Source organism: Veillonella sp. 3891 (assembly GCF_003992315.1).
In the GTDB taxonomy this organism is placed as follows: domain Bacteria; phylum Bacillota; class Negativicutes; order Veillonellales; family Veillonellaceae; genus F0422.
In genome coordinates, this window is sequence record NZ_RQVE01000012.1 from 15,736 (window position 1) to 39,271 (window position 23,536).

General features: G+C 36.5%; 28 protein-coding genes. 6 read left to right on the forward strand and 22 right to left on the reverse strand.

The features are described 5' to 3' along the window. Position 1 precedes the first annotated feature (1 nt). The 5 genes from mtaB (at position 2) to EO118_RS06810 (ending at position 5,119) form a co-directional block, all read left to right on the forward strand. Positions 2–1,309 carry a tRNA (N(6)-L-threonylcarbamoyladenosine(37)-C(2))-methylthiotransferase MtaB gene (mtaB, locus tag EO118_RS06790; protein ID WP_127069230.1) on the forward strand — a complete coding sequence of 436 codons (1,308 nt, stop codon included), beginning with the start codon at positions 2–4 and terminating at the stop codon, positions 1,307–1,309. 47 nt (positions 1,310–1,356) lie between these two features. Continuing rightward, positions 1,357–2,037: a DUF4357 domain-containing protein gene (locus tag EO118_RS06795; protein ID WP_127069231.1), complete on the forward strand. Its 681-nt coding sequence runs from the start codon at positions 1,357–1,359 to the stop codon at positions 2,035–2,037. 77 nt (positions 2,038–2,114) lie between these two features. Further along, the gene (locus EO118_RS06800) at positions 2,115–2,465 is read left to right on the forward strand and encodes a histidine triad nucleotide-binding protein (RefSeq protein WP_009352788.1); all 351 of its coding nucleotides are present in this window, start codon (positions 2,115–2,117) and stop codon (positions 2,463–2,465) included. A 14-nt stretch (positions 2,466–2,479) separates the two neighbouring features. Then, positions 2,480–3,991: a beta-Ala-His dipeptidase gene (gene pepD, locus EO118_RS06805; RefSeq protein ID WP_127069232.1), complete on the forward strand. Its 1,512-nt coding sequence runs from the start codon at positions 2,480–2,482 to the stop codon at positions 3,989–3,991. Between the two features lie 132 nt (positions 3,992–4,123). After that, entirely contained in the window at positions 4,124–5,119 is a 996-nt protein-coding gene (locus EO118_RS06810) for a site-specific integrase (RefSeq protein ID WP_127069233.1), read from the forward strand. 245 nt (positions 5,120–5,364) lie between these two features. On the opposite strand, the gene EO118_RS06815 is transcribed toward EO118_RS06810, so the two are convergent. Continuing rightward, positions 5,365–5,682: a LysM peptidoglycan-binding domain-containing protein gene (locus tag EO118_RS06815; protein WP_127069234.1), complete on the reverse strand. Its 318-nt coding sequence runs from the start codon at positions 5,680–5,682 to the stop codon at positions 5,365–5,367. A gap of 197 nt (positions 5,683–5,879) precedes the next feature. Here EO118_RS06815 and lexA point away from each other — a divergent pair, with 197 nt between their 5' ends. Next, positions 5,880–6,560 (forward strand): transcriptional repressor LexA, encoded by a 681-nt coding sequence (gene lexA / locus EO118_RS06820; protein ID WP_126940308.1) that lies wholly within the window; start codon positions 5,880–5,882, stop codon positions 6,558–6,560. Positions 6,561–6,624: 64 nt separating this feature from the next. Here lexA and dapA read toward each other — a convergent pair whose 3' ends face one another. From dapA to EO118_RS06925, 21 genes are all read right to left on the reverse strand, one after another. Next, entirely contained in the window at positions 6,625–7,506 is an 882-nt protein-coding gene (dapA, locus tag EO118_RS06825) for a 4-hydroxy-tetrahydrodipicolinate synthase (RefSeq protein ID WP_127069235.1), read from the reverse strand. 24 nt (positions 7,507–7,530) lie between these two features. After that, positions 7,531–8,562: an aspartate-semialdehyde dehydrogenase gene (locus EO118_RS06830; RefSeq protein WP_127069236.1), complete on the reverse strand. Its 1,032-nt coding sequence runs from the start codon at positions 8,560–8,562 to the stop codon at positions 7,531–7,533. 91 nt (positions 8,563–8,653) lie between these two features. Then, positions 8,654–9,448 (reverse strand): 4-hydroxy-tetrahydrodipicolinate reductase, encoded by a 795-nt coding sequence (gene dapB, locus EO118_RS06835; protein WP_127069237.1) that lies wholly within the window; start codon positions 9,446–9,448, stop codon positions 8,654–8,656. An 8-nt stretch (positions 9,449–9,456) separates the two neighbouring features. Next, the gene (gene recN / locus EO118_RS06840; protein ID WP_127069238.1) at positions 9,457–11,133 is read right to left on the reverse strand and encodes a DNA repair protein RecN; all 1,677 of its coding nucleotides are present in this window, start codon (positions 11,131–11,133) and stop codon (positions 9,457–9,459) included. A gap of 1 nt (position 11,134) precedes the next feature. Beyond that, the gene (gene argR, locus EO118_RS06845; RefSeq protein ID WP_127069239.1) at positions 11,135–11,590 is read right to left on the reverse strand and encodes an arginine repressor; all 456 of its coding nucleotides are present in this window, start codon (positions 11,588–11,590) and stop codon (positions 11,135–11,137) included. Then, the gene (locus EO118_RS06850; protein ID WP_127069240.1) at positions 11,590–12,165 is read right to left on the reverse strand and encodes a class I SAM-dependent methyltransferase; all 576 of its coding nucleotides are present in this window, start codon (positions 12,163–12,165) and stop codon (positions 11,590–11,592) included. Before EO118_RS06850 ends, argR begins: the two co-directional genes overlap by 1 nt. Beyond that, a complete protein-coding gene (locus tag EO118_RS06855) occupies positions 12,162–13,040 on the reverse strand; it encodes an NAD(+)/NADH kinase (protein WP_127069241.1) in 879 nt (292 codons plus the stop codon). Before EO118_RS06855 ends, EO118_RS06850 begins: the two co-directional genes overlap by 4 nt. Before the next feature lie 8 nt (positions 13,041–13,048). Next, the gene (locus tag EO118_RS06860; RefSeq protein WP_127069242.1) at positions 13,049–13,852 is read right to left on the reverse strand and encodes a TlyA family RNA methyltransferase; all 804 of its coding nucleotides are present in this window, start codon (positions 13,850–13,852) and stop codon (positions 13,049–13,051) included. 9 nt (positions 13,853–13,861) lie between these two features. Beyond that, positions 13,862–14,740 carry a polyprenyl synthetase family protein gene (locus tag EO118_RS06865; RefSeq protein WP_127069243.1) on the reverse strand — a complete coding sequence of 293 codons (879 nt, stop codon included), beginning with the start codon at positions 14,738–14,740 and terminating at the stop codon, positions 13,862–13,864. An 82-nt stretch (positions 14,741–14,822) separates the two neighbouring features. Beyond that, positions 14,823–15,032 (reverse strand): exodeoxyribonuclease VII small subunit, encoded by a 210-nt coding sequence (gene xseB, locus EO118_RS06870; protein ID WP_062402788.1) that lies wholly within the window; start codon positions 15,030–15,032, stop codon positions 14,823–14,825. After that, positions 15,025–16,230 carry an exodeoxyribonuclease VII large subunit gene (gene xseA / locus EO118_RS06875; RefSeq protein ID WP_127069244.1) on the reverse strand — a complete coding sequence of 402 codons (1,206 nt, stop codon included), beginning with the start codon at positions 16,228–16,230 and terminating at the stop codon, positions 15,025–15,027. The genes xseB and xseA overlap by 8 nt, the downstream gene beginning before the upstream one ends. Position 16,231: 1 nt before the next feature. Next, complete coding sequence (locus EO118_RS06880) at positions 16,232–17,224, reverse strand: metallohydrolase (RefSeq protein WP_127069245.1); 993 nt, start codon at positions 17,222–17,224, stop codon at positions 16,232–16,234. A 1-nt stretch (position 17,225) separates the two neighbouring features. Beyond that, entirely contained in the window at positions 17,226–17,624 is a 399-nt protein-coding gene (gene nusB / locus EO118_RS06885) for a transcription antitermination factor NusB (protein ID WP_127069246.1), read from the reverse strand. After that, the gene (locus tag EO118_RS06890) at positions 17,611–17,991 is read right to left on the reverse strand and encodes an Asp23/Gls24 family envelope stress response protein (protein ID WP_127069247.1); all 381 of its coding nucleotides are present in this window, start codon (positions 17,989–17,991) and stop codon (positions 17,611–17,613) included. The genes nusB and EO118_RS06890 overlap by 14 nt, the downstream gene beginning before the upstream one ends. Before the next feature lie 9 nt (positions 17,992–18,000). Next, a complete protein-coding gene (locus EO118_RS06895) occupies positions 18,001–18,363 on the reverse strand; it encodes an Asp23/Gls24 family envelope stress response protein (protein ID WP_127069248.1) in 363 nt (120 codons plus the stop codon). A 96-nt stretch (positions 18,364–18,459) separates the two neighbouring features. Next, a complete protein-coding gene (gene efp, locus EO118_RS06900; RefSeq protein ID WP_126939116.1) occupies positions 18,460–19,017 on the reverse strand; it encodes an elongation factor P in 558 nt (185 codons plus the stop codon). A gap of 14 nt (positions 19,018–19,031) precedes the next feature. Beyond that, the gene (locus EO118_RS06905; protein ID WP_127069249.1) at positions 19,032–20,102 is read right to left on the reverse strand and encodes a Xaa-Pro peptidase family protein; all 1,071 of its coding nucleotides are present in this window, start codon (positions 20,100–20,102) and stop codon (positions 19,032–19,034) included. Positions 20,103–20,176: 74 nt separating this feature from the next. Beyond that, complete coding sequence (locus EO118_RS06910; RefSeq protein WP_127069250.1) at positions 20,177–20,902, reverse strand: pseudouridine synthase; 726 nt, start codon at positions 20,900–20,902, stop codon at positions 20,177–20,179. Continuing rightward, positions 20,892–21,536: a histidine phosphatase family protein gene (locus EO118_RS06915; protein ID WP_127069251.1), complete on the reverse strand. Its 645-nt coding sequence runs from the start codon at positions 21,534–21,536 to the stop codon at positions 20,892–20,894. Before EO118_RS06915 ends, EO118_RS06910 begins: the two co-directional genes overlap by 11 nt. Positions 21,537–21,547: 11 nt before the next feature. Beyond that, a complete protein-coding gene (cobD, locus tag EO118_RS06920) occupies positions 21,548–22,642 on the reverse strand; it encodes a threonine-phosphate decarboxylase CobD (RefSeq protein WP_127069252.1) in 1,095 nt (364 codons plus the stop codon). 11 nt (positions 22,643–22,653) lie between these two features. After that, positions 22,654–23,532 carry a GHMP kinase gene (locus EO118_RS06925; RefSeq protein WP_127069253.1) on the reverse strand — a complete coding sequence of 293 codons (879 nt, stop codon included), beginning with the start codon at positions 23,530–23,532 and terminating at the stop codon, positions 22,654–22,656. Between the last annotated feature and the right edge of the window lie 4 nt (positions 23,533–23,536).

The window sequence follows — 23,536 nt, forward strand, 5'->3', positions numbered from 1 at the left end:
CATGAAGACAGTAGCATTTACTACCTTAGGGTGTCGTGTGAATCAATATGATACGGACGCCATGAAAGGTTTATTTATAAAAGCAGGGTATACACCTGTAGGCTTTGACGAAGAAGCCGCTATTTACGTGATTAACACCTGTTCCGTAACGAACATGGGAGAAAAAAAATCACGCCAATTAATTCGACAAGCGAAACGCCGTAATCCAGAAGCATTTATTGTGGTAACAGGTTGTTATGCCCAATTAGCACCAGAAGTAATTTCTGCTATTGATGGGGTAAACCTTGTCATCGGAACGGCGAACCGCAATAAGATTGTGGAATTAGTGGAAAATATTCCATCTACAGAAGAACAAATTTCTATTGTTCGTAATGTCATGGAAGAGTCCACATTTGAAGAAATGCCTTTATTCGGCAATGAAATCGAAAAATGTCGGGCTTTCATGAAGATACAAGAAGGATGTAACAATTTCTGTTCTTTCTGTATCATTCCTTATACGCGAGGAAAGTTAAAGTCTAGAAAAATAGAAGATATTGTGGAAGAAGCAAAGCGTCTTGTTGCCTACGGGTATAAAGAAGTGGTGCTCACAGGGATACATCTCGGTAACTACGGTATTGAATTACCTGAACGACCAACCTTAGGCCGTGTTGTGTGTGAATTATTGACCATTGATGGCTTAGAACGCATTCGATTTGGTTCTATTGAGTCTGTAGAAGTATCGGAAGAATTAATTGAGTTAATGGCAACCAACCCTCGTGTATGCCCTAACTTACATTTACCGTTACAAGCAGGGTCTGATCCGGTATTGAAATCTATGAACCGTCACTATAATTTGCAACAATACAAAGACTTGGTGAAGTATTTACGCAGTCGCATTCCGAACTTATCAATTACGACAGATATTATTGCCGGATTCCCTGGGGAAACAGACGAATTGTTTGAGGAAACCATGCGCACAGTAAAAGAAGTTGGATTTACTCATATCCATGCGTTCCCATATTCCATTCGAGAAGGTACACCAGCTGCCAAGATGGAAGACCAAGTACCAGAAGCCATCAAAAAAACTCGTGTTGCCTTATTAAACCAACTTGGTAAAGAAGGTTTTAAAGCCTATGCCAATCGGTTCCTCAACCAACCAGTTAAGGTTCTCATCGAACAAAGCGATGACTTTTACTATTATGGCTTAACTAATGAATATGTACATAGTAAAATACCTAAACAAGAGCATACTTTCAACGTAGGGGATATTGTAGATGGAACCGTCACAGAAGTACATAGTGATGTGGTGCTAGTGGAAATTAGTATCTAATTTTTCTTATAAAATATCAGTACTTACTTATTATATTAGGAGGATATATGGCAAGAGGAATTTTATATGTAATGACAACAGTCGTAGATGGACTAGTAAAAATAGGTAAGACTGGTATTGATAACTTTGAATCTAGAATGAATACATTAGAGAATAATGGATATCGAAATGTAGTAGGTTTAAAACGGAAATTTGCAATTGAAGTAGATGATTATGATGAAAAAGAACTTTTATTAGATGATATATTTAGTAAAAGTCGACTTCATAATACAGAACTATTTGCTCTTGATATAGAGTTAGTTATCCAATTATTATCTTCCTTTGATGGAAAGCAGGTCTATCCTACAGATCAAGGTAAAGATGTTGTATTTGATAATGCAACAAAGGCTAGAGCTGATAATTTAGAAAATCAAAGTTATCAAAATATTCCTGATGGATTATATCATATCGATCAAAAAAGAAAAGATATTGGATCTATATATGGTAAAATGTTGGTGGATAATGGTACATTTACTGTATTAAAAGGTAGTTCGTGTCCTCCTTCTAATTATTCCTATGCTAATGAGCTAAGAAAATCAGCTGTGATAAAAAATGGTATATTAATAGAGGATATAGTGTGTAAATCTCCATACGCTGCTGCAACTTTAGTAAGGGGATTGTCTACAAATGGTTGGACTGCTTGGAAAAATGAAGAGGGTGAGACTCTTGATATATTTAGAAAGAAATAATAGACTACATAGAAAATATTTGATATAGTAAATATATAAATTTAAGTACAATACATCATATGAGAAAGGGGATTCCCATGAAAGAAGATTGCTTATTTTGTAAAATTATTAATAAAGAAATTCCAGCTAAGGTTGTATTAGAAAATGACAAATTCTTAGCATTCCATGATATTGCTCCAGTGGCGCCAGTTCATGTGTTGATCATTCCTAAGAATCATGTATCTAATATTGCTCATTTAAATGAAAATAATGAAGCCTATGTGGAAGGTATCTTACCCTTTGCTAAATTGGTTGCAAAAGAATTAGGTCTTGCCGCTGATGGATATCGCTTAACATTAAATACAGGCGCGAAAGCAGGTCAAACTGTATTCCATTTACATGCACATTTGTTGGGCGGTAAAGAATTAGGTTGGCCAAATATTGACTAATCTAGGAGGAACAAGTGTCAATAGAACAAACTATCATGAATCAATATAATGTAGATAATATTCTGCATTACTTTCAAGAAATTGCTAATATTCCTAGAAAATCTGGTAATGAACAAGCTATTTCTAATTATATTAAAAACTGGGCTCTAAACTTGGGCTTAGATGTGTTCCAAGATGAACAATATAATCTAATCATTAAAAAAGCTGGTACAGAGGGATATGAATCACATGAACCAGTGATTTTACAAGGTCATATGGACATGGTGTGCACTAAATTAGAGTCTGTAGAGCATGACTTTATTAACAGTCCTATCGCTTTGCATGTAGAGGATGGTATCTTACATGCCAATGGAACTACCTTAGGCGCAGATGATGGTTTTGCAGTGGCTTATGGTATGGCTGTCTTAGGGTCTACAACGATTCCACACCCTCCGTTAGAGGTAGTATTCACAGTTGAGGAAGAAACTACTTTCAAAGGTGTGAAAACATTAGATTACAGCCATTTACAAGGTAAACGTCTCATCAATATGGATGGGGAAAGTATCAATGAGGTGACCATTGGCAGTGCTGGCGGCCATGGATCTACGGTGACATTACCGATTGTTCCCGTATCTGTGAATAATGAAATGACCAAGCGCAGAATTACCATTGAAGGCTTGAAAGGTGGTCATTCTGGTTGTGATATCCATTTAGGACGGGGTAATGCCATTTACATCCTATCTAAGGTATTAGAACGCATCACAGGGGAACATAACATTCGCATCACTGAAGTAAGCGGTGGCAGTGCACCGAATGCAATTCCATTACGTGCTTATGCGGATGTGTATCTACATTTACAGGATGTGCCGTATGTACAAGTTCTTTTACAAGAAGAACAAGATAAGTGGAATGCTCACTATGCATCGGCTGGTGAAAGTATGACAATATCTTTATCTGTTGTACCTAAAGTAAATCGTGAAGATTTAGTGGAATTAGATTTAGAAGCCATCACTATGGAACGAGCTTTCAGCGGTGACACTGTACAAAAACTATGTGCTCTTATTCAAGGAATTGAACAAGGCGTATTACAACATGCTCCTGGCAATCCGGATGAAGTATGGTACTCTAATAATATTGGTGTTTTGGGTATGGCAGATGATGCTGTTTACCTTAAAATGCAAGTACGCAGTACAGATACGAAGAACCTAGAGACTCATTATAAAGGCTTAGTGCAATTGGCAGAAACTCATGGTGCTACGACATCCCTTGAAAGCCCGTATCCAGGCTGGCTACCAACAGTTGATAGTCCATTACAACAAGCCTATCAAAAGGCATATGAATCTGTGACAGGCGCTAAAGACTTACAGTTCAATGTGATCCATGCAGGTCTTGAAGTTGGCTACATGTTAGATAATTTACAAGGCCCTGTAGATGCTATTAACATTGGGCCAAACATTCATGACTTACATGCACCTACAGAACGTATGGAGTTAGAAAGTTTTGTTACTACTTGGAATGTATTGAAAGAGTTCTTAAAAAGCTTATAAAACAACATATTTGCCATTTATTTTGGCTTATGATATAATTACTTCCGATAACGATATATTATCGGAAGTAATTTTTTGGTTAAAAATAGCTATATAGGTCCTAATACTCTATATAGCACATTCGAGGCGCTTATGACTCAATCTAATACACACTTCTATTTACGTAATTATAAAGAGATTATGAATAACTCTAAGCTTAGTGACAAGGCTAAGTCTAGTATTTTATTATCTAAAGCAGAAAATACTGTAGATGCCTACGAATCTGACTGGATGGATTTCGTCGATTGGTGTCAACATAAACAGGAATCCTTTTTTCCTAGCTCACCAGAAATTATCGTCAATTATATCAATGATTTAGCTGACTATGCTAAGGCTAATACCATATCACGTCGTATTAGCGCCTTATCGGAAAATTTTAATGCTTCTGGTATTGAAAGTAACCCTTGTAGCGCTCCTATCGTCAAACAAGCAATGCGAGGTATACGTCGATCTTTAGGGACCTATCAGCAAGGTAAAACGCCTGTACTGCTCGATGATCTTATGGATATTATGGAGTATATGGAAACCGCAGATATGGCGCCTATACAAAAGCTTCGTGATAAAGCTATTTTATTATTAGGTTTTATGGGCGCTTTTCGGCGCAGTGAATTATCGGCTTTAACGGTAGAATCTTTGAAGTTTCTACCGCAAGGCTTAGAAATATTTGTTTCAAGCTCAAAAGCCGACCAAGAAGGTCAAGGTGCTATAGTAGCTATACCTTATATAGATAATGAAAATTTATGTGCTGTAAGAGCTGTAAAAGCATGGTTACGTTTTGTTCCCATTACAACTGGACCAATTTTTAGAGGATTTACAAAAAGTATGAGTATACGTAAAACTGCTATCAGCGATAAAAGTATTGCAGATATTGTTAAATACTACATGGCAGCCATCGGTGAAGATCCATCCTTATATGGGGCTCATAGTTTACGTCATGGCTTTGCTACTACAGCTGCCCATTATGGCGTTGAAGAACGTAATATTATGAAACAGACTCGACATCACAGTGTCAATATGGTTCGTCGCTATATTAATGAAGCCAATAAATTTGTAGATAACCCTATTTCTTCTATATTTAATCGTAAATAGTACCATATTAATTATCTATCTACAATTTGAATGCGTTATGTATACTGAGCCTATATGGGGAACTACATAATAATATATACACTATATAATACAGAAACTAAAAAGGTTTATTTCTTACACCAAAACAAGACAAAATAAAAGAAGACTGCATATTTCCATGAATAATACATAGGATATGCAGTCTTTTTATTCTATATTTCAATATGTATGCTTACATAATTTCTCGAATATACGAATTCTATAATTTAATTATTTGCCCAAGCTGTAATAAAACCGAACATAGTTTTTTCTTTTAATGTTGGAATCATCAAAGTTTCACCAGCACGTAAAGCTTTACCATGTTGTAAGTGATTAATTTCTTCAATAGCTACGATATACTCACGAATATCAATGTCTTCTGTCTGAGCCAATGCTTTTTCTGAGATACTCCATAAGGTATCTCCAGCATCTACTTGTACAGATTTAATATTTTGAGTATCCATCTCTAATGTTGTTGTATTAATCATAGCATTTACTACAAATACCATAGCTACCATTACTAAAATAGAAAATATTTTATTCATAATATATACCTCTCTCTAATAATATCGAACAAAATAAATAGTACATCTGTTTGTTTATGTTCATATTTTAACACACATACAAATGTTCGGTCAAGTATAATTTTTTAGAACGCATATTTGACAATTTTCGATATTATAATTATAATAGATTTATATAAACATAGTTCAATAATACTGTAGAATGAGAGGTTATTCCCTTGAGACGTCCAGCAACTGATATAAATAGCAAACAACAAAGAATTTTAGATTTCATTATTGAAAGTTTACAACAGCGCTATCGCTGCCCAAGTGTTCGTGAAATCGGTGATCATATGGGCTTAAGCTCCACTTCTACTGTTCAGAGCCATTTAAATACATTAGAAAAATTTGGCTATATTACTCGTGATGCTAATAAAAATCGCTCTATCACCGTTGTAAATATGCCTGATGTACCTGCCTTAGAAATGGATGAAGAAACCCACGAGGTTACTTCAAGTCCCGAATTTAACTTCCTAGAGGCAGGTCTTCGTCGTGTCCCATTAATTGGCACTGTACAAGCAGGTCTTCCTGTAACAGCTATTGAAAATCGCGAAGATGAGTTCGTTTTACCTACTGCTTTATTAGGTAGCTCTGAATGTTTCTTATTACGTGTTCGTGGTGAGTCTATGCGTGATATTGGGATGTACGAAGGGGACTTGCTAATTGTACGTAATCAATCCACCGCTAATAATGGAGATATTGTAGTAGCTCGAATTGATGATGAAGCCACAGTAAAGCGCTTCTATAAAGAATCTGATCATATTCGTTTAATGCCAGAAAACGAAGAGTTTGAACCTATCATTACACGAAATTGTGTAATTGAAGGCCGTGTAATTGGACTTATTCGTGACCATATTTAATCTATTATAATAAAAAAGATAGTAGTCTTTACTAGGACTACTATCTTTTTTATTTTAAATTTTATTATTTATATGATTCTATAGCTGCATCAATAATTTGTGCTTCTTCTACAGATGGATCACACAATGGCAACAATAAAGGCCCTGTACTGAAACCTAATTGTTTCATCGCATATTTAACAGGAATCGGATTTGTGGTAATAAACATAGCTTTTAGAATAGGTACTATTGAAAGTTCAATAGCTCTTGCTTCTTTAACTTTGCCTTCTTTAAATAAAGTTATCATTTTTTGCATTTCTTTACCTACAATATGAGAGGAAACAGAAATAACACCTACTCCACCATTTTGTAATACATCTAATGTTAATGCATCATCACCAGAATAAATCATAAAATCATTATTTGGTAGTAGTTCATGAAGCTGTTGGATGATTTTGATATCCCCCGTAGCTTCTTTAATAGATGTAATATTAGCACATTCTTTTGCCAATCTGGCCACAGTTTTCGGCTCTATACGGCCTCCAGTACGTCCAGGTACATTATATAGCATAACAGGCAAATCAGTACTGTCTGCAATAGCCTTAAAGTGCAAATAACAACCTTCTTGATTCGGTTTGTTATAATATGGCACCACAGTCATCACAGCATGAACACCAGTATGGCTAGCAGCCTTCGTTAAAGCAATCGACTTTTTAGTAGAATTACTACCTGTATTTGCAATAATGGTAGCACGATGACCATACTCTTTAGCGATTAATGTAAATAGCTCAAGTTTATCGCGATCTTCAATATTTGGACCTTCACCAGTAGTACCACATACAATTAAGCCATCAGAACCATTGTCTAATAGGTGTCCAGCTAGACGTAATGCTTCTTGAAAATTTACATGACCATCGTCAGTAAAAGGAGTGATCATTGCTGTTATGATATTTCCAAATGTTGTCATCTTAGCACCCCCTGTAATATATAATTAGAATGATTGATGTTCTACTAAGTATTCTGCAATTTGTAATGCATTTAATGCAGCACCCTTACGAATTTGGTCTCCAACAATCCAGAAATTCATCGCATGGTCATTAAACAAGTCTTTACGAATACGACCGATTTCGCAGTCATTTTGATTCGATGTGTATAAAGGCATTGGATATTCCTGTGCTGCTGGGTTATCATTTACACGTAGACCAGGGAATTTTGCGCAAGCAGCTTTAAAATCTTCTACAGATACTGGAGACTTGGTTTTTACTAATACAGATTCAGAATGAGAACGATATACTGGTACACGTACTGTCGTTGGTACAACTGCAATGGAATCATCATGGAATATTTTTTGTGTTTCCAATACCATTTTCATTTCTTCTTTAGAGTATCCATTTTCCATGAATACATCAATTTGTGGAATCAAATTAAAAGCGATTGGATAATGCTTATCCATAGATCCAGTAGGCAATAAGTTAGCTACCATTTCTTCCCCTGCTACATGCTGAGCTACTTGAGAATCTAATTCTTCAATGCCTTCTTTACCAGCCCCAGATACAGCTTGGTATGTGCTGACAACAACGCGTTTAATAGGAGATAAATCATGTAGTGGTTTTAAGCCTAATGCCATGATAATAGTAGAACAGTTAGGATTAGCAATGATTCCTTTATGTGTATCAATATCTTCCGGATTAACTTCAGGCACTACTAATGGAACTTCTGGATCCATCCGGAAAGCACTAGAATTGTCGATAACAATAGCACCACGTTTAGCAGCTTCTGGAGCCAATGTTTTAGAAATAGAACCACCTGCAAATAAAGCAATATCTACACCGTCAAAAGATTCTGGTGTTGCTTCTTCTACCACATAATCTTTACCATCTACTGTCAATACTTTACCTGCAGAACGAGCAGAAGCTAACAGTTTAATGCTTTCATAAGGAAATTTACGTTCTTCAATTAATGTAATAAACTCTTGTCCTACTGCACCAGTAGCACCTAATATGGCTAAATGAGGTTTTCTCATAGTGTCTCCTTAATGTTAATAACTTAATGTATAGTTATATGTATTATACTATTTAAGTTTTTCTTTAGCAAGAATTATATAGAATATAGAATTATAAATAATGTTCTAATCCATACGTTAATCCTGCAAAATCTTTGATTTTTTTACACGCTAATACTACACCCGGCATAAAAGACAAACGACTTAATGAATCATGACGAATCACCAATGTTTCATCATAACCACCAAAAATAACTTCTTGATGTGCCACATAACCTGGTAAACGAACGCTGTGAATTGTTACATCATCTACTTTAGCACCACGAGCACCTGGAAGACTTTCACGAGTTAAATCTTCAGCAGCTTTTACATTGGCTGCTTGTTTTGCATCATTAATTAATTTAGCCGTTAATACAGCCGTACCAGAAGGTGCATCGTATTTATGATTGTGATGTAACTCAATAATCTCCACATCTGGGAAGTACGGAGCTAGTTCTGCGGCAGTTTTCATCATCATCACTGCACCTAATGAGAAATTAGGTGCTACTAAACAATTAGCACCATGTGCTCTACCAATAGTATCTAATTCATTACGTTGTACTTCTGTAAGACCTGTTGTACCAATCACAACATGAATCCCTTTTGATAGCATAAGTTTTGCATTATCAAAAATAATGGCTGGTGTTGTAAAGTCCACAATCACATCTGGATGTACGGCCTCAATACCTTCCTCCAATTGACTGTAGATTTTACAATCTAAAGGGCTAGTACCGATGAATTCACTAACATCTTTTCCTCCATGACTAGGATCCACCCCGCCAACTAAGGTTAACTCTGTATCATTATGAACTGCTTTAAGAACCTCACGGCCCATTTTACCAGTTGCTCCATTTACTAAAACTTTCATTGTTCCTCCTAGAATGATTCCTGTTGAAAATATTGAATCATTTCTTTTGCTGTTTCTATAGCTGTATCTGAAAAAGATTGTCCTGACATCATACGGGCAATCTGTGTTATATGTTCGTCTTCTGAAAGAATGGTTACTTTAGAAATTGTTCGGCCTTCTTCTTCTACCTTATGCAAATGATAGTGTTGTTTTGCCACACTAGCTGTTTGAGGTAGATGTGTAATACAGAACACCTGATTATCAGAACTTAATTGAAGAATTTGTTTCGCTACTTGTAAAGCTATATCACCACTAATGCCTACATCAATTTCATCAAACACTAAGGTTTTATGCGTTGCTCTGTTAAATACCGTTTTAAAAGCTAACGCAATACGTGCTAACTCACCGCCAGAGGCAACTTTATGTAGTGGTAATAAAGCCTCCCCTGCATTGGCAGAAAATAATAGTTCTATGCGGCTAGCACCTAATGGAGATAAGCTTTCAGTACCTTCTATTACAAATTCTAGCTTTGCTTTGGGCATACCTAATTGAATTAAATTTTTCTGTAAGGCATTGGTTATCTCTTTATGATGAGTATGACGAATCTGTGTAAGAGTCTGTAAGGCTTGTAATGCTTGTGTTTTTAGTATTTCCACACGCTCTACTAGCTGTGATTCTTCACTTTCATTAGATTCTAATAGTTCTAATCGAGTTTGCGCCGTTTGTTCAAAGGCTAGAATATTTTCAATAGTGTCTCCGTATTTACGTTTTAAATTGTATATAAGCGTATCTCTCTCTTGTAAGTAAAAATAGCGTTCTTCGTCATAACTAATAGAATCGCCGTATCGATCTAAAGCTTGTGCAGCTTCTTCTAATTGATAATACGCAGATCGCAATAACTCAGCTATTTCTTCCATATCTTTATCATATTTTACAAGATCAGTCACTTCATTAGTAACACTATTCAAACCATCAATAAGAGGAGTTCTACCCCCATAGATAGCATCATAACAACTAGAAATTGTAGATTGAAGATGTTCATAGTTATCTAATTTCTCTAGTTCCTCAGATACGGTTGTATCTTCATTAGATTGCAATTGAGCCTCTTCAATTTCATCAATCTGAAACCGTAACATATCTAATTCACGAATTCTTTGTGAGGACTCTTCACGCAATATTTCTAATTGTCGCTTTGCACTAGCATAGTCAGTATAGGCTGTCACATAACTTTCATAGGCCTTTGTGGCATCCTCATTATATGTATCTAAATAGATATGATGTGTATCCGGTAATAAAAGCTGTTGGTTACTATATTGACCATGAATATCTGCCAAATAGGTACCGATTTCACGTAATGCTTTCAATGGAATTACTTGATCATTAGCTAAAATTTGTGATTTACCATTTCGATTAAAAGTTCTAGATAAAATTAAAGTATCTTCTTCTACTAAAATATTTTTATTTCCTAATAGTTCTTGTAATGCTGTATCTCCTGCAATATCAAAAACACCTTCAATCAAAAAAGAGTCCTTCTCATGACGTATAAATTCACTACTAGCTCTTTCTCCTAATAAAATGGAAAATGCATCCATCAATATGGATTTACCAGATCCTGTTTCACCAGTAAAAATTGTGATGCCCTTGGCAAACTCTAACTGCATATGTTCGATGAGGGCAAAATTTTTAATCCCCATGCGTACTAGCATATTAATCCCTCATTAAGTCTTGAATACGGTCCAATACCAATTCTACACTTTCTACAGAATTACATATCAACAAAATGGTATCATCTCCAGCAATTGTACCTATAACTTCGTGCCATTTTGCATGGTCAATAGCAAAGGCTACTGATTGGGCAGACCCCGGTAATGTATGTAATACAACTTGATTTAACACGTGGTCAATACGCAAAATAGAATCTTGGAACAAGCGGTTAATACGTGTTCTAGATAGCATAATATTTTCTTCTGGAGATAAGGCATACCGATAGCGTCCATCCCCTGTAGGAACTTTAATTAACATCAATTCCTTAATATCACGTGATACTGTTGCTTGTGTAACTGTGATCCCTTCTTCTACCAAGGCTTGCGCTAACTCTTCTTGTGTTTCAATAGCCTTAGTTTGAATAATTTCTTTTATTTTATTATAACGAAAACGTTTCATTATTTCCTCCGACGAATAATATATAAAATAGGCGGTTGATTTGCTTGATTTAATGGTCGCCATGTACTGCAGTGAAACTCTTTTTGATTAAAAGAAGATATATATTCTTCTACATCTTCTGCTTCTTTACGACCAGCTTCTGTTCCAGGGTAGGCTACAATTGTACATAATCCATGTACTGAAAGTTTTTCTAATCCCTTTGATAAAGCTCTAATTGTTGATGTAGATTGGGTCATAATTTGATGATCTGCATTCGGCAAATAGCCTAAATTACCTACCATTAAATCGATAGTAGATACAGGAAGTGTTTCCAGTACACTATCATGTGATCCCAATATGAAATCCACTTGCTCTATAGCCTGTGGAAGTTCTTTCAAAAGCTTTTCTTTCGTCCTTGTTAGCGCTACTTCTTGTATATCAATAGAATATACATGACTAGTTTCATGACAATGTGACAATAGATATGTCGTGTCATGTCCATTGCCGCAAGTAATATCCACAATAGTTCTAGCTGATACTAAGGCATCTAGCCATAGATGATGCTGAAATTCTACACTATGGTGTAGAGGAATCATAGAACCTCCTTAGATCGTGCGGTCAACTTTTTAAACAAAGTAGCGAAGAATTTTTGATCTTTAAATCGCACATATTTACAATATTGTGGATGAGCTTCAATATGTAAAGAGTCCGTATTACTAAATTCGTAATCAAAAGTACCATCCACAGAGATATGTAGGCTTTTCTGACGCTCTGGCATAGTAATATCAATCTTTGCACTTTCTTTTAGCACCAAAGATACGCCTTGTAATAAGTGAGGGGCTATCGGTGTTACGATAAGAGAGCGATTATCTGGTGCCATAATAGGGCCTCCCGCAGATAAGTTATACCCTGTAGATCCAGTAGAACAGGCTACAATTAAACCGTCAGCAGGATACATTTGCGTATGTCCACCATTAATCGACAAATTAATACGCGCCATTTTACCCGGTTCAGATCGGGATACCACAATATCATTAATTGCAGGACGTAGCACACGTTCTCCTTCTGGAGTATGCAATGTTCCCACTAAATGAATGCGATCTTCCACATAATAATCGCCTTTACTAATTCTTTCAATAGCCATCTCTAAGTTTTCAAGTTCTATTTGATTTAAGAAACCCAATTCCCCTAAATTAATACCACAAATTGGTACATTATATGGATAAATTTGACGTGCTAATTGAATAATCGTACCATCACCACCAAAGCTAAATGCCATATCCAAATGTTCAAATACTTCGGGGCGTGGTAATAAGTGAGATTTCTCTATCCCTAACGCACATACATCATGATGTTCTAATTCTTTAGGCATATAGACTTCTATACCATATGCATGGCAATAAGTAATTGCTTGTGATAAAATATCTCGAATATTCTCTTTTTTCATATTAGGAAAGAAACCGATTCTCATAGATCCTCCTATAATCGATGAGCCTCCTCTACTGTGGCTGTAATAAGCCCTTCAGTAATATCTAAGGAACCCTCTACTTGTTTTGTAAAATATCCTAAAAATTCAATATTTCCTTCCATTCCTTTAATGGGAGAATAAGTTAGTCCATGTAAATATAACCCACAATCTTTAGCGATATGCAAGATACGATCTAACACCAATCTATGGGTTGATTTTTCTCGTACAATGCCACCTTTACCGACTAATTCTTTACCAGCCTCAAACTGAGGTTTGATTAAAGCTACTAAAGAGCCAGTATCCTTCAATAGGGTGGTCGCTACTGGAAGCACCTTATCTAAAGAGATAAACGCCACATCAATAGAAATAAAATCGCTAAGTTCCCCTAATTGTACTGGTGTAACTGTGCGGATATTTTGTTTTTCCATATTAATGACTCTAGGATCTTGTCGTAACTTCCAGGCTAATTGATTATAGCCTACATCAATGGCAAATACTTTGGCTGCCCCATGTTGTAAGGCACAGTCTGTAAACCCGCCTGTGGAAGCACCAATATCTACCATAACCGCATTCGTTAGATCGATGGGATATAACTCGATGGCTTTCTCCAACTTTAAGCCTCCACGGCTTACATAGGGTAAGGTATTGCCTTTTACTTCCAAATGTGTATCTACTGATACTTTAGTGCCAGCTTTATCCAATCGCTGTGTACCAGAAAAGATAAGTCCCGCCATAATAGCGGCCTTAGCTTTTTCTCTGCTTTCAAATACACCACGTTGTACAAGTAGTATATCAAGACGTTCTTTTTGACTCATACATGTCTCCTACTGTGTACGGTCCATTAAATATTGGACTAGCCCTTCAAGTACAGGTGATGTGTGGTTGGAATCATGCAATGCTGTTAATGCTAGATTAGCCACTTCTTGAGCTCGTTCTTTAGCTATATCTAGGCCTAAAATGGATACATAGGTTGCTTTATGCTGACGTTCATCACTACCAGGAGTTTTACCTAATTCCTCTTGTGTGCCTACTACATCTAAAATATCATCAGTAATTTGGAATAATAAACCTAAATGATCTGCATATCGGAGGTATGCCTCTCTTACGGATGTAGTAGCATCCATAATGATCAGACCAATTTCAACAGCTGCACTAAATAAAGCGCCTGTTTTACCTTTGTGAAGAACCACTAATTCTTCTAATGGCAGGAGCTTTCCTTCTGATTGTAGGTCAAAGGCTTGACCACCCACCATTCCACTAGGTCCTGCGCCTTTTGCTAAGACGTGAATAATCTGCACCACTTGTTCTGCAGATAACTCTCTGTGCTTGCTCACTAATTCAAAGGCATAGGTTAATAATCCATCTCCGGCTAAAATAGCCATACCATCACCATATACACGATGATTGGTTAGCTTTCCCCGACGATAATCATCATTATCCATAGCTGGTAAATCATCATGAATTAACGAATAGGTATGAATTAATTCTATGGCACATACTACATCTTTATAAGCATCCCAAGATCCACCTAAGGATTCAATGACAGCTTTTGTAATAATAGGCCGAATTCTTTTACCGCCCATCAATAAACTGTATTTCATACTTTCATATAACTTAGCATACTCTGTATTCGGTGATTCTAAGACAGAGGAAAGATAACTTTCAATGTCTGCTTTACTTTGTTGCAAGTACTCTTTTAACATAATATCCTCAATTCTTTGAAAGATAATAATTTTTGTATAAATATTCTAACTCTATTATACCTAAAAAAACGTACTTTGTCTCCTAATTCGTATCTACTTGTACAGTTTCAATAATTTGTTCAACTTCTTCTTCTACAAGCTGCAATAAATCAGAACATTCTTTAACTAGAGTTAAACCTTCTTTGTAAGTTTTTAATAATTCATGCATAGATAAGCTTTCATCATCTAGTTTTTTTACCACTTCTTCTAAGGCAGTATATTTCTTTTCGTAATTTTTTATAGATTTAGCCACGTTGTGTAACCTCCTGTACAGTTGCTTTCACAGAGCCATCTTGAATATGTATATCCAATGTATCCCCGATTTTCACATTTTTAATCGTTTGTAATGGAGCCCCATTAAGATCTACTTTAGCAAAGCCCTTAATGACTTTAGCTAAAGGATTTTTATTATCCAATTGAGTTGCTAATATAGCTAATTTACGCGATTCATCTTGGGATTTCTTTTGTATGGCGCTATGTAATTGGTGTTCAAAGCGTTGTAATATATTTTTCTGTTGATGCACCAAATTCATAGCAGGTACTGTAATCTTACGATTGGTAATAGAAAATAACTGTTGTTTTTCTTTTTGAATACGATACTGTACTGTATTGTGAATAAATTCTAATTTTTGCTGTACTTCTTCTTGTAAATCAATCAATGGATAAATAGATAGTTCAGCGGCATGACTTGGAGTCGCTCCTCTTACATCAGCTACAAAATCACATAATGTATAATCTACTTCATGACCTACAGCAGATACAACTGGTGTTGTACATTTGAATATGGATTCTATTAAGGCTCTATCATTAAAGCACCACAAATCTTCCATAGAACCGCCACCACGACCTACAATGATCAAATCTACATCTGGGTCCGCATCTGCCATAGCTACACCACGAGCAATAACAGGGCCTGCTATAGGTCCTTGTACAGGCACATTAAACACTTTAAATGTTACCAATGGATTGCGATGGGATGCTACATGTAAGATATCGTGAATGACGGCTCCTGATGCAGACGTGACAACACCAATACAACTCGGTACAGGTGGTAAAGGTTGTTTATGTCGTTCGTCAAAATATCCTAATGCATATAACTCTTGTTTTAACTTTTCATAGGCAATTTGATAGTCACTTTTGGCACCAATACGAATATCTTCACATATAAAACTTAAACGACCAGTTTTTTCGTAAAAGCTAATATTTCCTCGTACTTGCACTAGCAAGCCATTTTCAAGGGCACCTTCTAAGCCACGTTGTTGTACTTTGGAACGCCACATAGCCATATCAATGGACCCAGTATCATCGATGAGGGAAAAATAATAATGTCCTGTGCTGTGACGTTTCACATTAGAGATAACGCCTTCAACAATACAATTTTTTAATAGAAATTCTCCCTCTACGGTTTGCTTTATAATTCTATTTAATTCTCCAACGGAGTAAGCATCCATTCTACTCTCCTTCAACAACCTTTGCCCCATACGCATTACCTGAGGCATTATCTGCACTATATTTAGAAGATACACATAATACATCTAAATCATGATGATGTCCCCAATGAACTAAACGATCCTGTAAATAGGTATTCGCCATAACACCCCCAGCAGTAATTAATGTTGTAATGTTATGTTCTGTTAGAATATGAGATAAAGCTTTTTCTAGGGAACTTCCAATACAATGGAACACAGAGGCTGCCAAAATTTGTGCGTTTTTTTCTCTGCTAAATGATTCTCTATCAGTCCAATCGATAGGCTCATGTTGCAATGATTGCCACCAACGTTGACCAGCGCTATATGGACCTCCAAAACTAATGGTAGATTCTTTTACTGATACAGGAAGCACAGAATCTACGTTGTATTTAATACGTCGTCCCAATGTTTCCATACTTGGACCTGCTGGAAATTGTAATCCCATTAATACACCTAGTCGGTCCACTAACTGGCCTCCAGCTATATCATCAGAGCCTCCCACTATTTGCACTTTAAAACCACTTTTATGAATGCGTTCACAAAGAACAAATTCCGTAGTTCCCCCTGAAAGGTGTAAACTTAAAAAAGGTCCTTCTGGAATTTCACCGATTTCACGCAAGGCTGCCCATATATGGTTCTCTTGATGTGAAAAAATGTGGACAGGGACTTGTAAGCAATGTCCTAGTGATTTTGCTGTATTAAGTCCTACTAGGAATGCTGGCATATAAGAATCTTCTTCTCGCCTTGGAAACCCACTAACACCGATGGCTGCAATGGGCTGATCCAATGTTAAGGACTGAATCAGTTCACCTAAGGCACGAGTATGTTGAAAGACCATTTGTGACTGTTGTAATCCTCGCTTACCTTGCGGTACTTCTAACAGTTTTCTAACTTCCTGTACTAATCTACCTTCCTCATCAACAAGTGCACAAGATGTGGTATAACAGCTTGTATCTATTCCTAAATAATAGGCCATTTTATTGTCTCGATGCTGCTAAATTATGAAGGATAGCATTAATGTACTTATAGGAAGTCTCTCCACCAAATTCTTTCGCCAATAGAACAGCTTCATTGATGACAACCTTAGCTGGTGTATCCTCTTGAGGATGTAATAGCTCCCAAGCTGCCATACGTAAAATAGTAAGTTCTACTTTAGGAAAACGCTCCATTTTACGTTTTGGAGAGAATTCTTGTAACGCTGCATCTAATTGTTCTTTTTCATTACGTACACCTGCAATTAATTGCTCTGCAAATTGATTGGCTTTTCCTTGCATGTTAGTTGTATTTAACACTGCCTCCTCAACTACGTCGCCTGAAAATGTATCTGCATAAATCGTTTCGAATGCAAATACTCTTGCTAATCTACGATGATTCATGATTAGGTTCCCTTCTTTCTAAACCGTCGATGTGCACATCTACACGGACACGGTATAAGTCTAACATATTTCGTAAATCTTGCCGCACTTGTTGTTGTATTTGTCGTGCCACTTCTAATGGATGTGATCCACAGTATAAACGAAGATATAAATTAATTTCTATGAAAGCATCTCCAAAGGTATCTCGTTTATGCTTTACATTCATTCCAGGCCAACTTTTTTGTCCTAATTTTTGTGAGATACCATCTACAACACCATCAAAAAATCGTTTACTCATAGAGTGAATTTCATCGAATGATGACAATACTCTTGCAGTGACATCTAAAATAACGGCATCTGTAATTTCAATTTCTAAATGATCTGACATACAAATCCCCTATGATATGGTACTTTCAAAAATAATATCTTGCACATAAATATCAACACTGTTTACAGTAGCATCTGCCATAGATACAAGAGCACTCTTCACTCGTTCTTGTAAACGTAATGCAATATCTGGAACACGATATCCATAATACACGGCAATATGTAGAGATACTTGTAATGAGCCATCTTCCATGACTTGTACTTTTACACCTTCCATGGCATTTTTTCTACCAAATAAGCTACTTACCGTATCTCCAAATGTTGTGCTCATACCCGCAACACCTTTCGTTTCTAGTGCTGTCATGGTAGCAATCATTTCATAAACAGAATGATCGAACTGTATCAGTCCTTCAAAAAAGCGATTATCTTCCATATGTTTACCAAAAAAAGCATTTGTCGTCCCACCACAGGCCAACAAATGCTTTTAATTACAATACTATATTAGTTGTTAAAAGATCAAATCTGTGGTTTAAGCACGTTCAATATATTGTCCAGTACGTGTATCTACACGCAATACATCGTCTACTTCGATGAATAAAGGTACTTTTACAACATAACCTGTTTCTAATGTAGCAGGTTTATTACCACCAGTTGCAGTATCGCCACGGATACCAGGGTCAGTTTCAACTACACGCAACTCTACAGCTACAGGTAAGTCAATACCGATAACAATGCCTTGGAAGAACATAATAGATACTTCCATGTTTTCTAATAAGAAGTTTTTAGCATCTCCTAATTGGTCAATTGTTAACTCAATTTGGTCATATGTTTCATTGTCCATGAATGTATATGCTCCATCGGACTCATATAAGAAAGCCATACGACGACGGTCAACATGAGCTTTTGGCACTTTTTCACCAGCATTGAAAGTACGCTCTACTACAGCACCTGTTTGTAGGTTTTTCAATTTAGCACGTACGAAAGCGGCACCTTTACCTGGTTTAACATGTTGAAAGTCAACTACTTGCCATACATTACCGTCTAATTCGACAGTTACGCCTGGACGAAAATCATTACTGGAAATCATTGTAAATCCCTCCATTACACATCTAGTTCTATTAAATCTTTAGGAGTTTGTGTGAGTATTTCACAGCCCTCCTTAGTAACTATAACTGTATCTTCAATACGAAGCCCCATATGACCTGGTAAATAAATACCTGGTTCCACGGTGACGACCATATTTTCTGTTAATACATCTTTGGATCTAGGTGATGCTACTGGTAATTCATGAATATCTAAACCTACACCATGACCTGTACCATGACCAAAATTAGAACCATAACCTTGTTCCTTAATATAGTCTCTGCAAACTGCATCTACCTCAGCACCAGTAACGCCCTCTCTAATGAAAGCAACACCTCGAGTTTGTGCTTCTAGTACGATAGAATAGAGCTTCTTTTGTTCATCACTAGCTTTACCTAATACAATGGTTCGTGTCATATCAGAGTGATATCCATTATACATAGCACCAAAGTCAAAGGTAACAAAATCGCCTCGTTCCATCACTTTATCACTAGCTACACCATGAGGCATACTAGAACGATAGCCAGAAGCCACAATAGTGGTAAAAGACGGCTCTCTAGAACCACGTTTTAACATTTCTGTTTCTAAAATAATACGAGCTTCATTTTCAGTCATCCCCACCTTTAATTGTGGCAACATGGCTGCAAATGATTCATCAGCGATGCGAAAGGCTTGTCGTAAACACTGTAGCTCGTCGTCCCGTTTTACTATACGTAGACTGGCAAAATCAAAGGATAAAAATTCTGTTTCATTTAATGTATCACAAACTTCTTGAAATACATCGACACTCATATAATTTCCTTCAAAGCAACATGTGGTTAATGCAATGTTGGATGAACTTAGTATATTCTTAATTGTATCATATACATAGCCCGTATATTGGATGACCTCATACCCTTCACATTGTTCTTTAGCCTGCTCTGTATAACGACTATCCGTTATCATATAGGCTTTGTCAGGTGTTACAAAGGCCACTCCAGTGGTCCCTGTAAATCCTGCAAAATAATGTAAGTTAATAGGGCTAATGAGGATGGCTCCTCCATATGTTTCTTCTCTTAGAAATGCTTGCAAAGCGACTAATCCATTCATCGTCTCGCCTCCTTAAAAAGCATCAACTAATGATACCATATAATGCATAGTTATGACAAATTGAATAGATTCGATTAGACAATTTCTTTTTCTTCTTCTGTTAAATCTATGAATGTGCCTACTTCTCCAATAGAGTCAAGTGTAATGCTATCGATAGCAATACGTTGTAAGTATGTTACTGTTCCACCGCAAGCACCAATCATACGCTTTACTTGATGATACTTTCCTTCGTAAATCGTCAACTCACAGGAGTGAATAAGTTCACCCGACTCATTTATCACATCCTCATCATTGTGAAGAGTTAATTCTGCTGGTTTACACTCTGTACCATCCCCTAACACCATACCTTCTTGAATGCGACGAATACCTTCCTCGGACAAAGTACCACTATATTCAACATAGTAGGTTTTACCAATATTCTTTTTACCATGAATAATTTTATGAGCCCATGGACCGTCGTTAGTTAATAATAGCAACCCTTCTGTATCTTTATCGAGTCGTCCTACAGGAAATACTTTCAAAGTTTGAAACTCTTCAGGAAGCAATTCCATAATAGTAGGGTCTACAGAATCTTCAACTGCTGTTACATATCCAGCTGGTTTGTGAAATTTAATATAATATTCTAATTGTGCTTGTACGACTTGATCTTGAACCGTAACAACATCTACATCAGGATTGATATGTATATCTTTCTTCTTGATAATAGTGTCATTTACTTTTACCAGACCTTGTTTAATTAAATCATGTACTTCTTTTCTTGTACCAAAAGCTTTATGGGCTAAAAATTTATCAATCCTCACCGTAACCACCTTCTCTCACATGAGTATGAGATGTATCATTTAAGATACAAATACGATTATAAGGGGATTTATCACCCCAGAAATCCACTACACTAACAGCTGTATTACCTTGTGCTAAACGCCATAAACAATTTAATGGAATACCTGTTAATGCACATAATAATGTGCGTATAGTTCCGCCGTGACAAACTACCAATAATCGCTCTCCATCTTCCATAAGCGATAATTCTTCTATCAGTCTAGCATAGGCACGCTCTTGCACCATTTCTACAGTCTCCCCATTAGGGATTGGTTTTTGTGATGGATCCTCATAAATAGCTTCAATTTGGCCTGGCCACCGTTCATTAATTTCAGAATAGGTTAAGCTTTCCCAGTCTCCAAAGTTAATTTCACGTAATCCTTCTGTGAAAGTAGTAGGAATATATCGGCCTTTTAAAATTTCTTCAGCCGTAACTCTAGCTCGTACTAGGTCTGAAACAATAGCTCTATGAAAATGAACATCTCTTAAAGCATTCCCCACATCCACAGCTTGAGCCATACCTTTTTCATTTAATGGTACATCGCTGAATCCTTGATGCTTTCCAAGATGATTCCAATCCGTTTCACCATGGCGGACAAAATAAATTTGTATCATAATATCTCCTATTATAATCTAAAATATGCTCGTAAAGCCTGTATTAGTTGTTGATTTTGCTTTCTTGTTTTGACAGCGACCCGAAACCAATTAGGCCCTAAGCCTGTATATTGGGAGCAGTCTCTAAGTAAGATAGATTGATGATATAAGTTCTGAATCATATCTTCTAAAGAATATTGCTCATGTAGGTGACAAAGAATATAATTCACAGATGGTTCAATACACTGTAAGGAGTCCATCTGCATAAGCTCCTTATATAGCCATTCTTTTTCTATTTTTAGTGCTGTACGGCTCTCTTCTATATAGTTGTTGTCTTGTAAAGCTTTTTCACTATATATTTGCGCTAAATGATTGACAGTCCAAGATGGAATATGAGATTTGATAAAGTTAATAATCATAGGATTTGCCATCAACGCCCCAATCCGTAAGCCAGGGACTGCGTAAAACTTAGTTAAAGAATGTACAACAATCACATTGTCATACTCTTTTACATAGTTTCGCATAGAATATGTATCCCCTAAAAAATCAATAAATGACTCATCGAACACTAGATAATGACCTTTTTTTTTGCACAATTCAAACAATTCACGACTTTCCTGTTTCCATAAAGTACCACAAGGATTATTGGGATTCCCAATAAATACTAGCTGGTATTTGCTCTGCTGTAGGTCTTGTAACATAGTATTGAAATCGTAGGAAAAGCTAAATATATGCTCATCAAATTCTAAGGGGTATTCTACAATAGGCAAACCACAAGACTTAGCGCCATGACTGTATTCGGAAAATCCTGGGGCAGGCACATAAACACCTTCGATTTGAGGCAATCGACAGATGGCATAAATTAACTCTGCCGCTCCATTGCCAAAAACGATGCATTCCTTAGGCATATTCCACAGTTCAGAAGTGATGGAATAAAGATGCGTCATATCTGGATCCGGATAATGAATGACATCCTGCAATGCGTCCTTCACGGCATCCAAGCCCTTACTACTCATCCCTAAGGGGTTAATATTGGCACTAAAATCTAAAATTTGATCTAAGGAAGTATGTAATAGTCGGCTCGCTTTATGCACATTGCCACCATGTACATTTCTTATTTTCACCATGATAACCTCCTTTATCGTTCCATGAAAGTAATTCCTTCATTCGTGGTTTCTACTATATCCATGAAGGTAAGAGTTGGCAATTCCTGCTTTACTCGTTGTAAACAGTGTACAATACTTGGTGAGTCCGGAGGGAATAGCAAGCCCAGTACGGTTCCACTATGGGCAATAATCGTTCCGATAGCATTGCACTCTACACCTATTTGATGTAAAGCATATAAATTTGGCTTCTGCAATATACGTTGATTACCGAAAGAACTAATGGTAGAGGCTTCACCGATAAGTTTAACATTATGCTTATGTATACCTTCTTTAAATTTTGCTAAAGCTTCTACCATCAACTCTTCTTTTTCATCAATTAAAGCATCTAAATTTTGTTGATGATTAAATTGTACTGTATCAATAGTACCACCTTCGTCGAACATAACGATGCGGATCGGTGGACATGTGCCTAATAATTCACAACATGTACCATTAAGATAATCAAATTGAACAATACCAGGGTAAAATGGTGCATCAGTAGGCTCAATTGATAAACAGATAGAGGCCAATTGCTCCATAGATAAATTATGGCCATGGCTTTTTGCTGTAGCCATAGCCACTACACTAATATCGGCGCTACTAGAGGCCAATCCTTTTCCTTGTAAAATATCAGAATGTAAATACACGGGCTTCGCTATTGATCTATCAATACCCAATGTATCCAATACTGTGATGTACGCTTGATAGGCCTTTGATTGTAACGAAATCGATGAAAGGGGAAGTGGAAATTGTACATCGCCAATGGCATAGGAATAACGATTAATAGGACAAGTTACTAAAAATCGTTGTCCCTTTATGGATCCTTGAATAAACTCTCCACAAGTGCCTGGCGTTCTTACATAAAATGCCAACTCT

What these genes read in the sequence shown, in the direction of transcription:
- mtaB (WP_127069230.1), top strand. Translation starts at nt 2, where the DNA reads ATGAAGACAGTAGCATTTACTACCTTAGGGTGTCGTGTGAATCAATAT.
- EO118_RS06795 (WP_127069231.1), top strand. Translation starts at nt 1,357, where the DNA reads ATGGCAAGAGGAATTTTATATGTAATGACAACAGTCGTAGATGGACTA.
- EO118_RS06800 (WP_009352788.1), top strand. Translation starts at nt 2,115, where the DNA reads ATGAAAGAAGATTGCTTATTTTGTAAAATTATTAATAAAGAAATTCCA.
- EO118_RS06810 (WP_127069233.1), top strand. Translation starts at nt 4,124, where the DNA reads ATGACTCAATCTAATACACACTTCTATTTACGTAATTATAAAGAGATT.
- EO118_RS06815 (WP_127069234.1), bottom strand. Translation starts at nt 5,682, where the DNA reads ATGAATAAAATATTTTCTATTTTAGTAATGGTAGCTATGGTATTTGTA.
- dapA (WP_127069235.1), bottom strand. Translation starts at nt 7,506, where the DNA reads ATGACAACATTTGGAAATATCATAACAGCAATGATCACTCCTTTTACT.
- EO118_RS06830 (WP_127069236.1), bottom strand. Translation starts at nt 8,562, where the DNA reads ATGAGAAAACCTCATTTAGCCATATTAGGTGCTACTGGTGCAGTAGGA.
- dapB (WP_127069237.1), bottom strand. Translation starts at nt 9,448, where the DNA reads ATGAAAGTTTTAGTAAATGGAGCAACTGGTAAAATGGGCCGTGAGGTT.
- recN (WP_127069238.1), bottom strand. Translation starts at nt 11,133, where the DNA reads ATGCTAGTACGCATGGGGATTAAAAATTTTGCCCTCATCGAACATATG.
- argR (WP_127069239.1), bottom strand. Translation starts at nt 11,590, where the DNA reads ATGAAACGTTTTCGTTATAATAAAATAAAAGAAATTATTCAAACTAAG.
- EO118_RS06850 (WP_127069240.1), bottom strand. Translation starts at nt 12,165, where the DNA reads ATGATTCCTCTACACCATAGTGTAGAATTTCAGCATCATCTATGGCTA.
- EO118_RS06855 (WP_127069241.1), bottom strand. Translation starts at nt 13,040, where the DNA reads ATGAGAATCGGTTTCTTTCCTAATATGAAAAAAGAGAATATTCGAGAT.
- EO118_RS06860 (WP_127069242.1), bottom strand. Translation starts at nt 13,852, where the DNA reads ATGAGTCAAAAAGAACGTCTTGATATACTACTTGTACAACGTGGTGTA.
- EO118_RS06865 (WP_127069243.1), bottom strand. Translation starts at nt 14,740, where the DNA reads ATGTTAAAAGAGTACTTGCAACAAAGTAAAGCAGACATTGAAAGTTAT.
- xseA (WP_127069244.1), bottom strand. Translation starts at nt 16,230, where the DNA reads ATGGATGCTTACTCCGTTGGAGAATTAAATAGAATTATAAAGCAAACC.
- EO118_RS06880 (WP_127069245.1), bottom strand. Translation starts at nt 17,224, where the DNA reads ATGGCCTATTATTTAGGAATAGATACAAGCTGTTATACCACATCTTGT.
- nusB (WP_127069246.1), bottom strand. Translation starts at nt 17,624, where the DNA reads ATGAATCATCGTAGATTAGCAAGAGTATTTGCATTCGAAACGATTTAT.
- EO118_RS06890 (WP_127069247.1), bottom strand. Translation starts at nt 17,991, where the DNA reads ATGTCAGATCATTTAGAAATTGAAATTACAGATGCCGTTATTTTAGAT.
- EO118_RS06895 (WP_127069248.1), bottom strand. Translation starts at nt 18,363, where the DNA reads ATGGAAGATAATCGCTTTTTTGAAGGACTGATACAGTTCGATCATTCT.
- efp (WP_126939116.1), bottom strand. Translation starts at nt 19,017, where the DNA reads ATGATTTCCAGTAATGATTTTCGTCCAGGCGTAACTGTCGAATTAGAC.
- EO118_RS06905 (WP_127069249.1), bottom strand. Translation starts at nt 20,102, where the DNA reads ATGAATGGATTAGTCGCTTTGCAAGCATTTCTAAGAGAAGAAACATAT.
- EO118_RS06915 (WP_127069251.1), bottom strand. Translation starts at nt 21,536, where the DNA reads ATGATACAAATTTATTTTGTCCGCCATGGTGAAACGGATTGGAATCAT.
- cobD (WP_127069252.1), bottom strand. Translation starts at nt 22,642, where the DNA reads ATGGTGAAAATAAGAAATGTACATGGTGGCAATGTGCATAAAGCGAGC.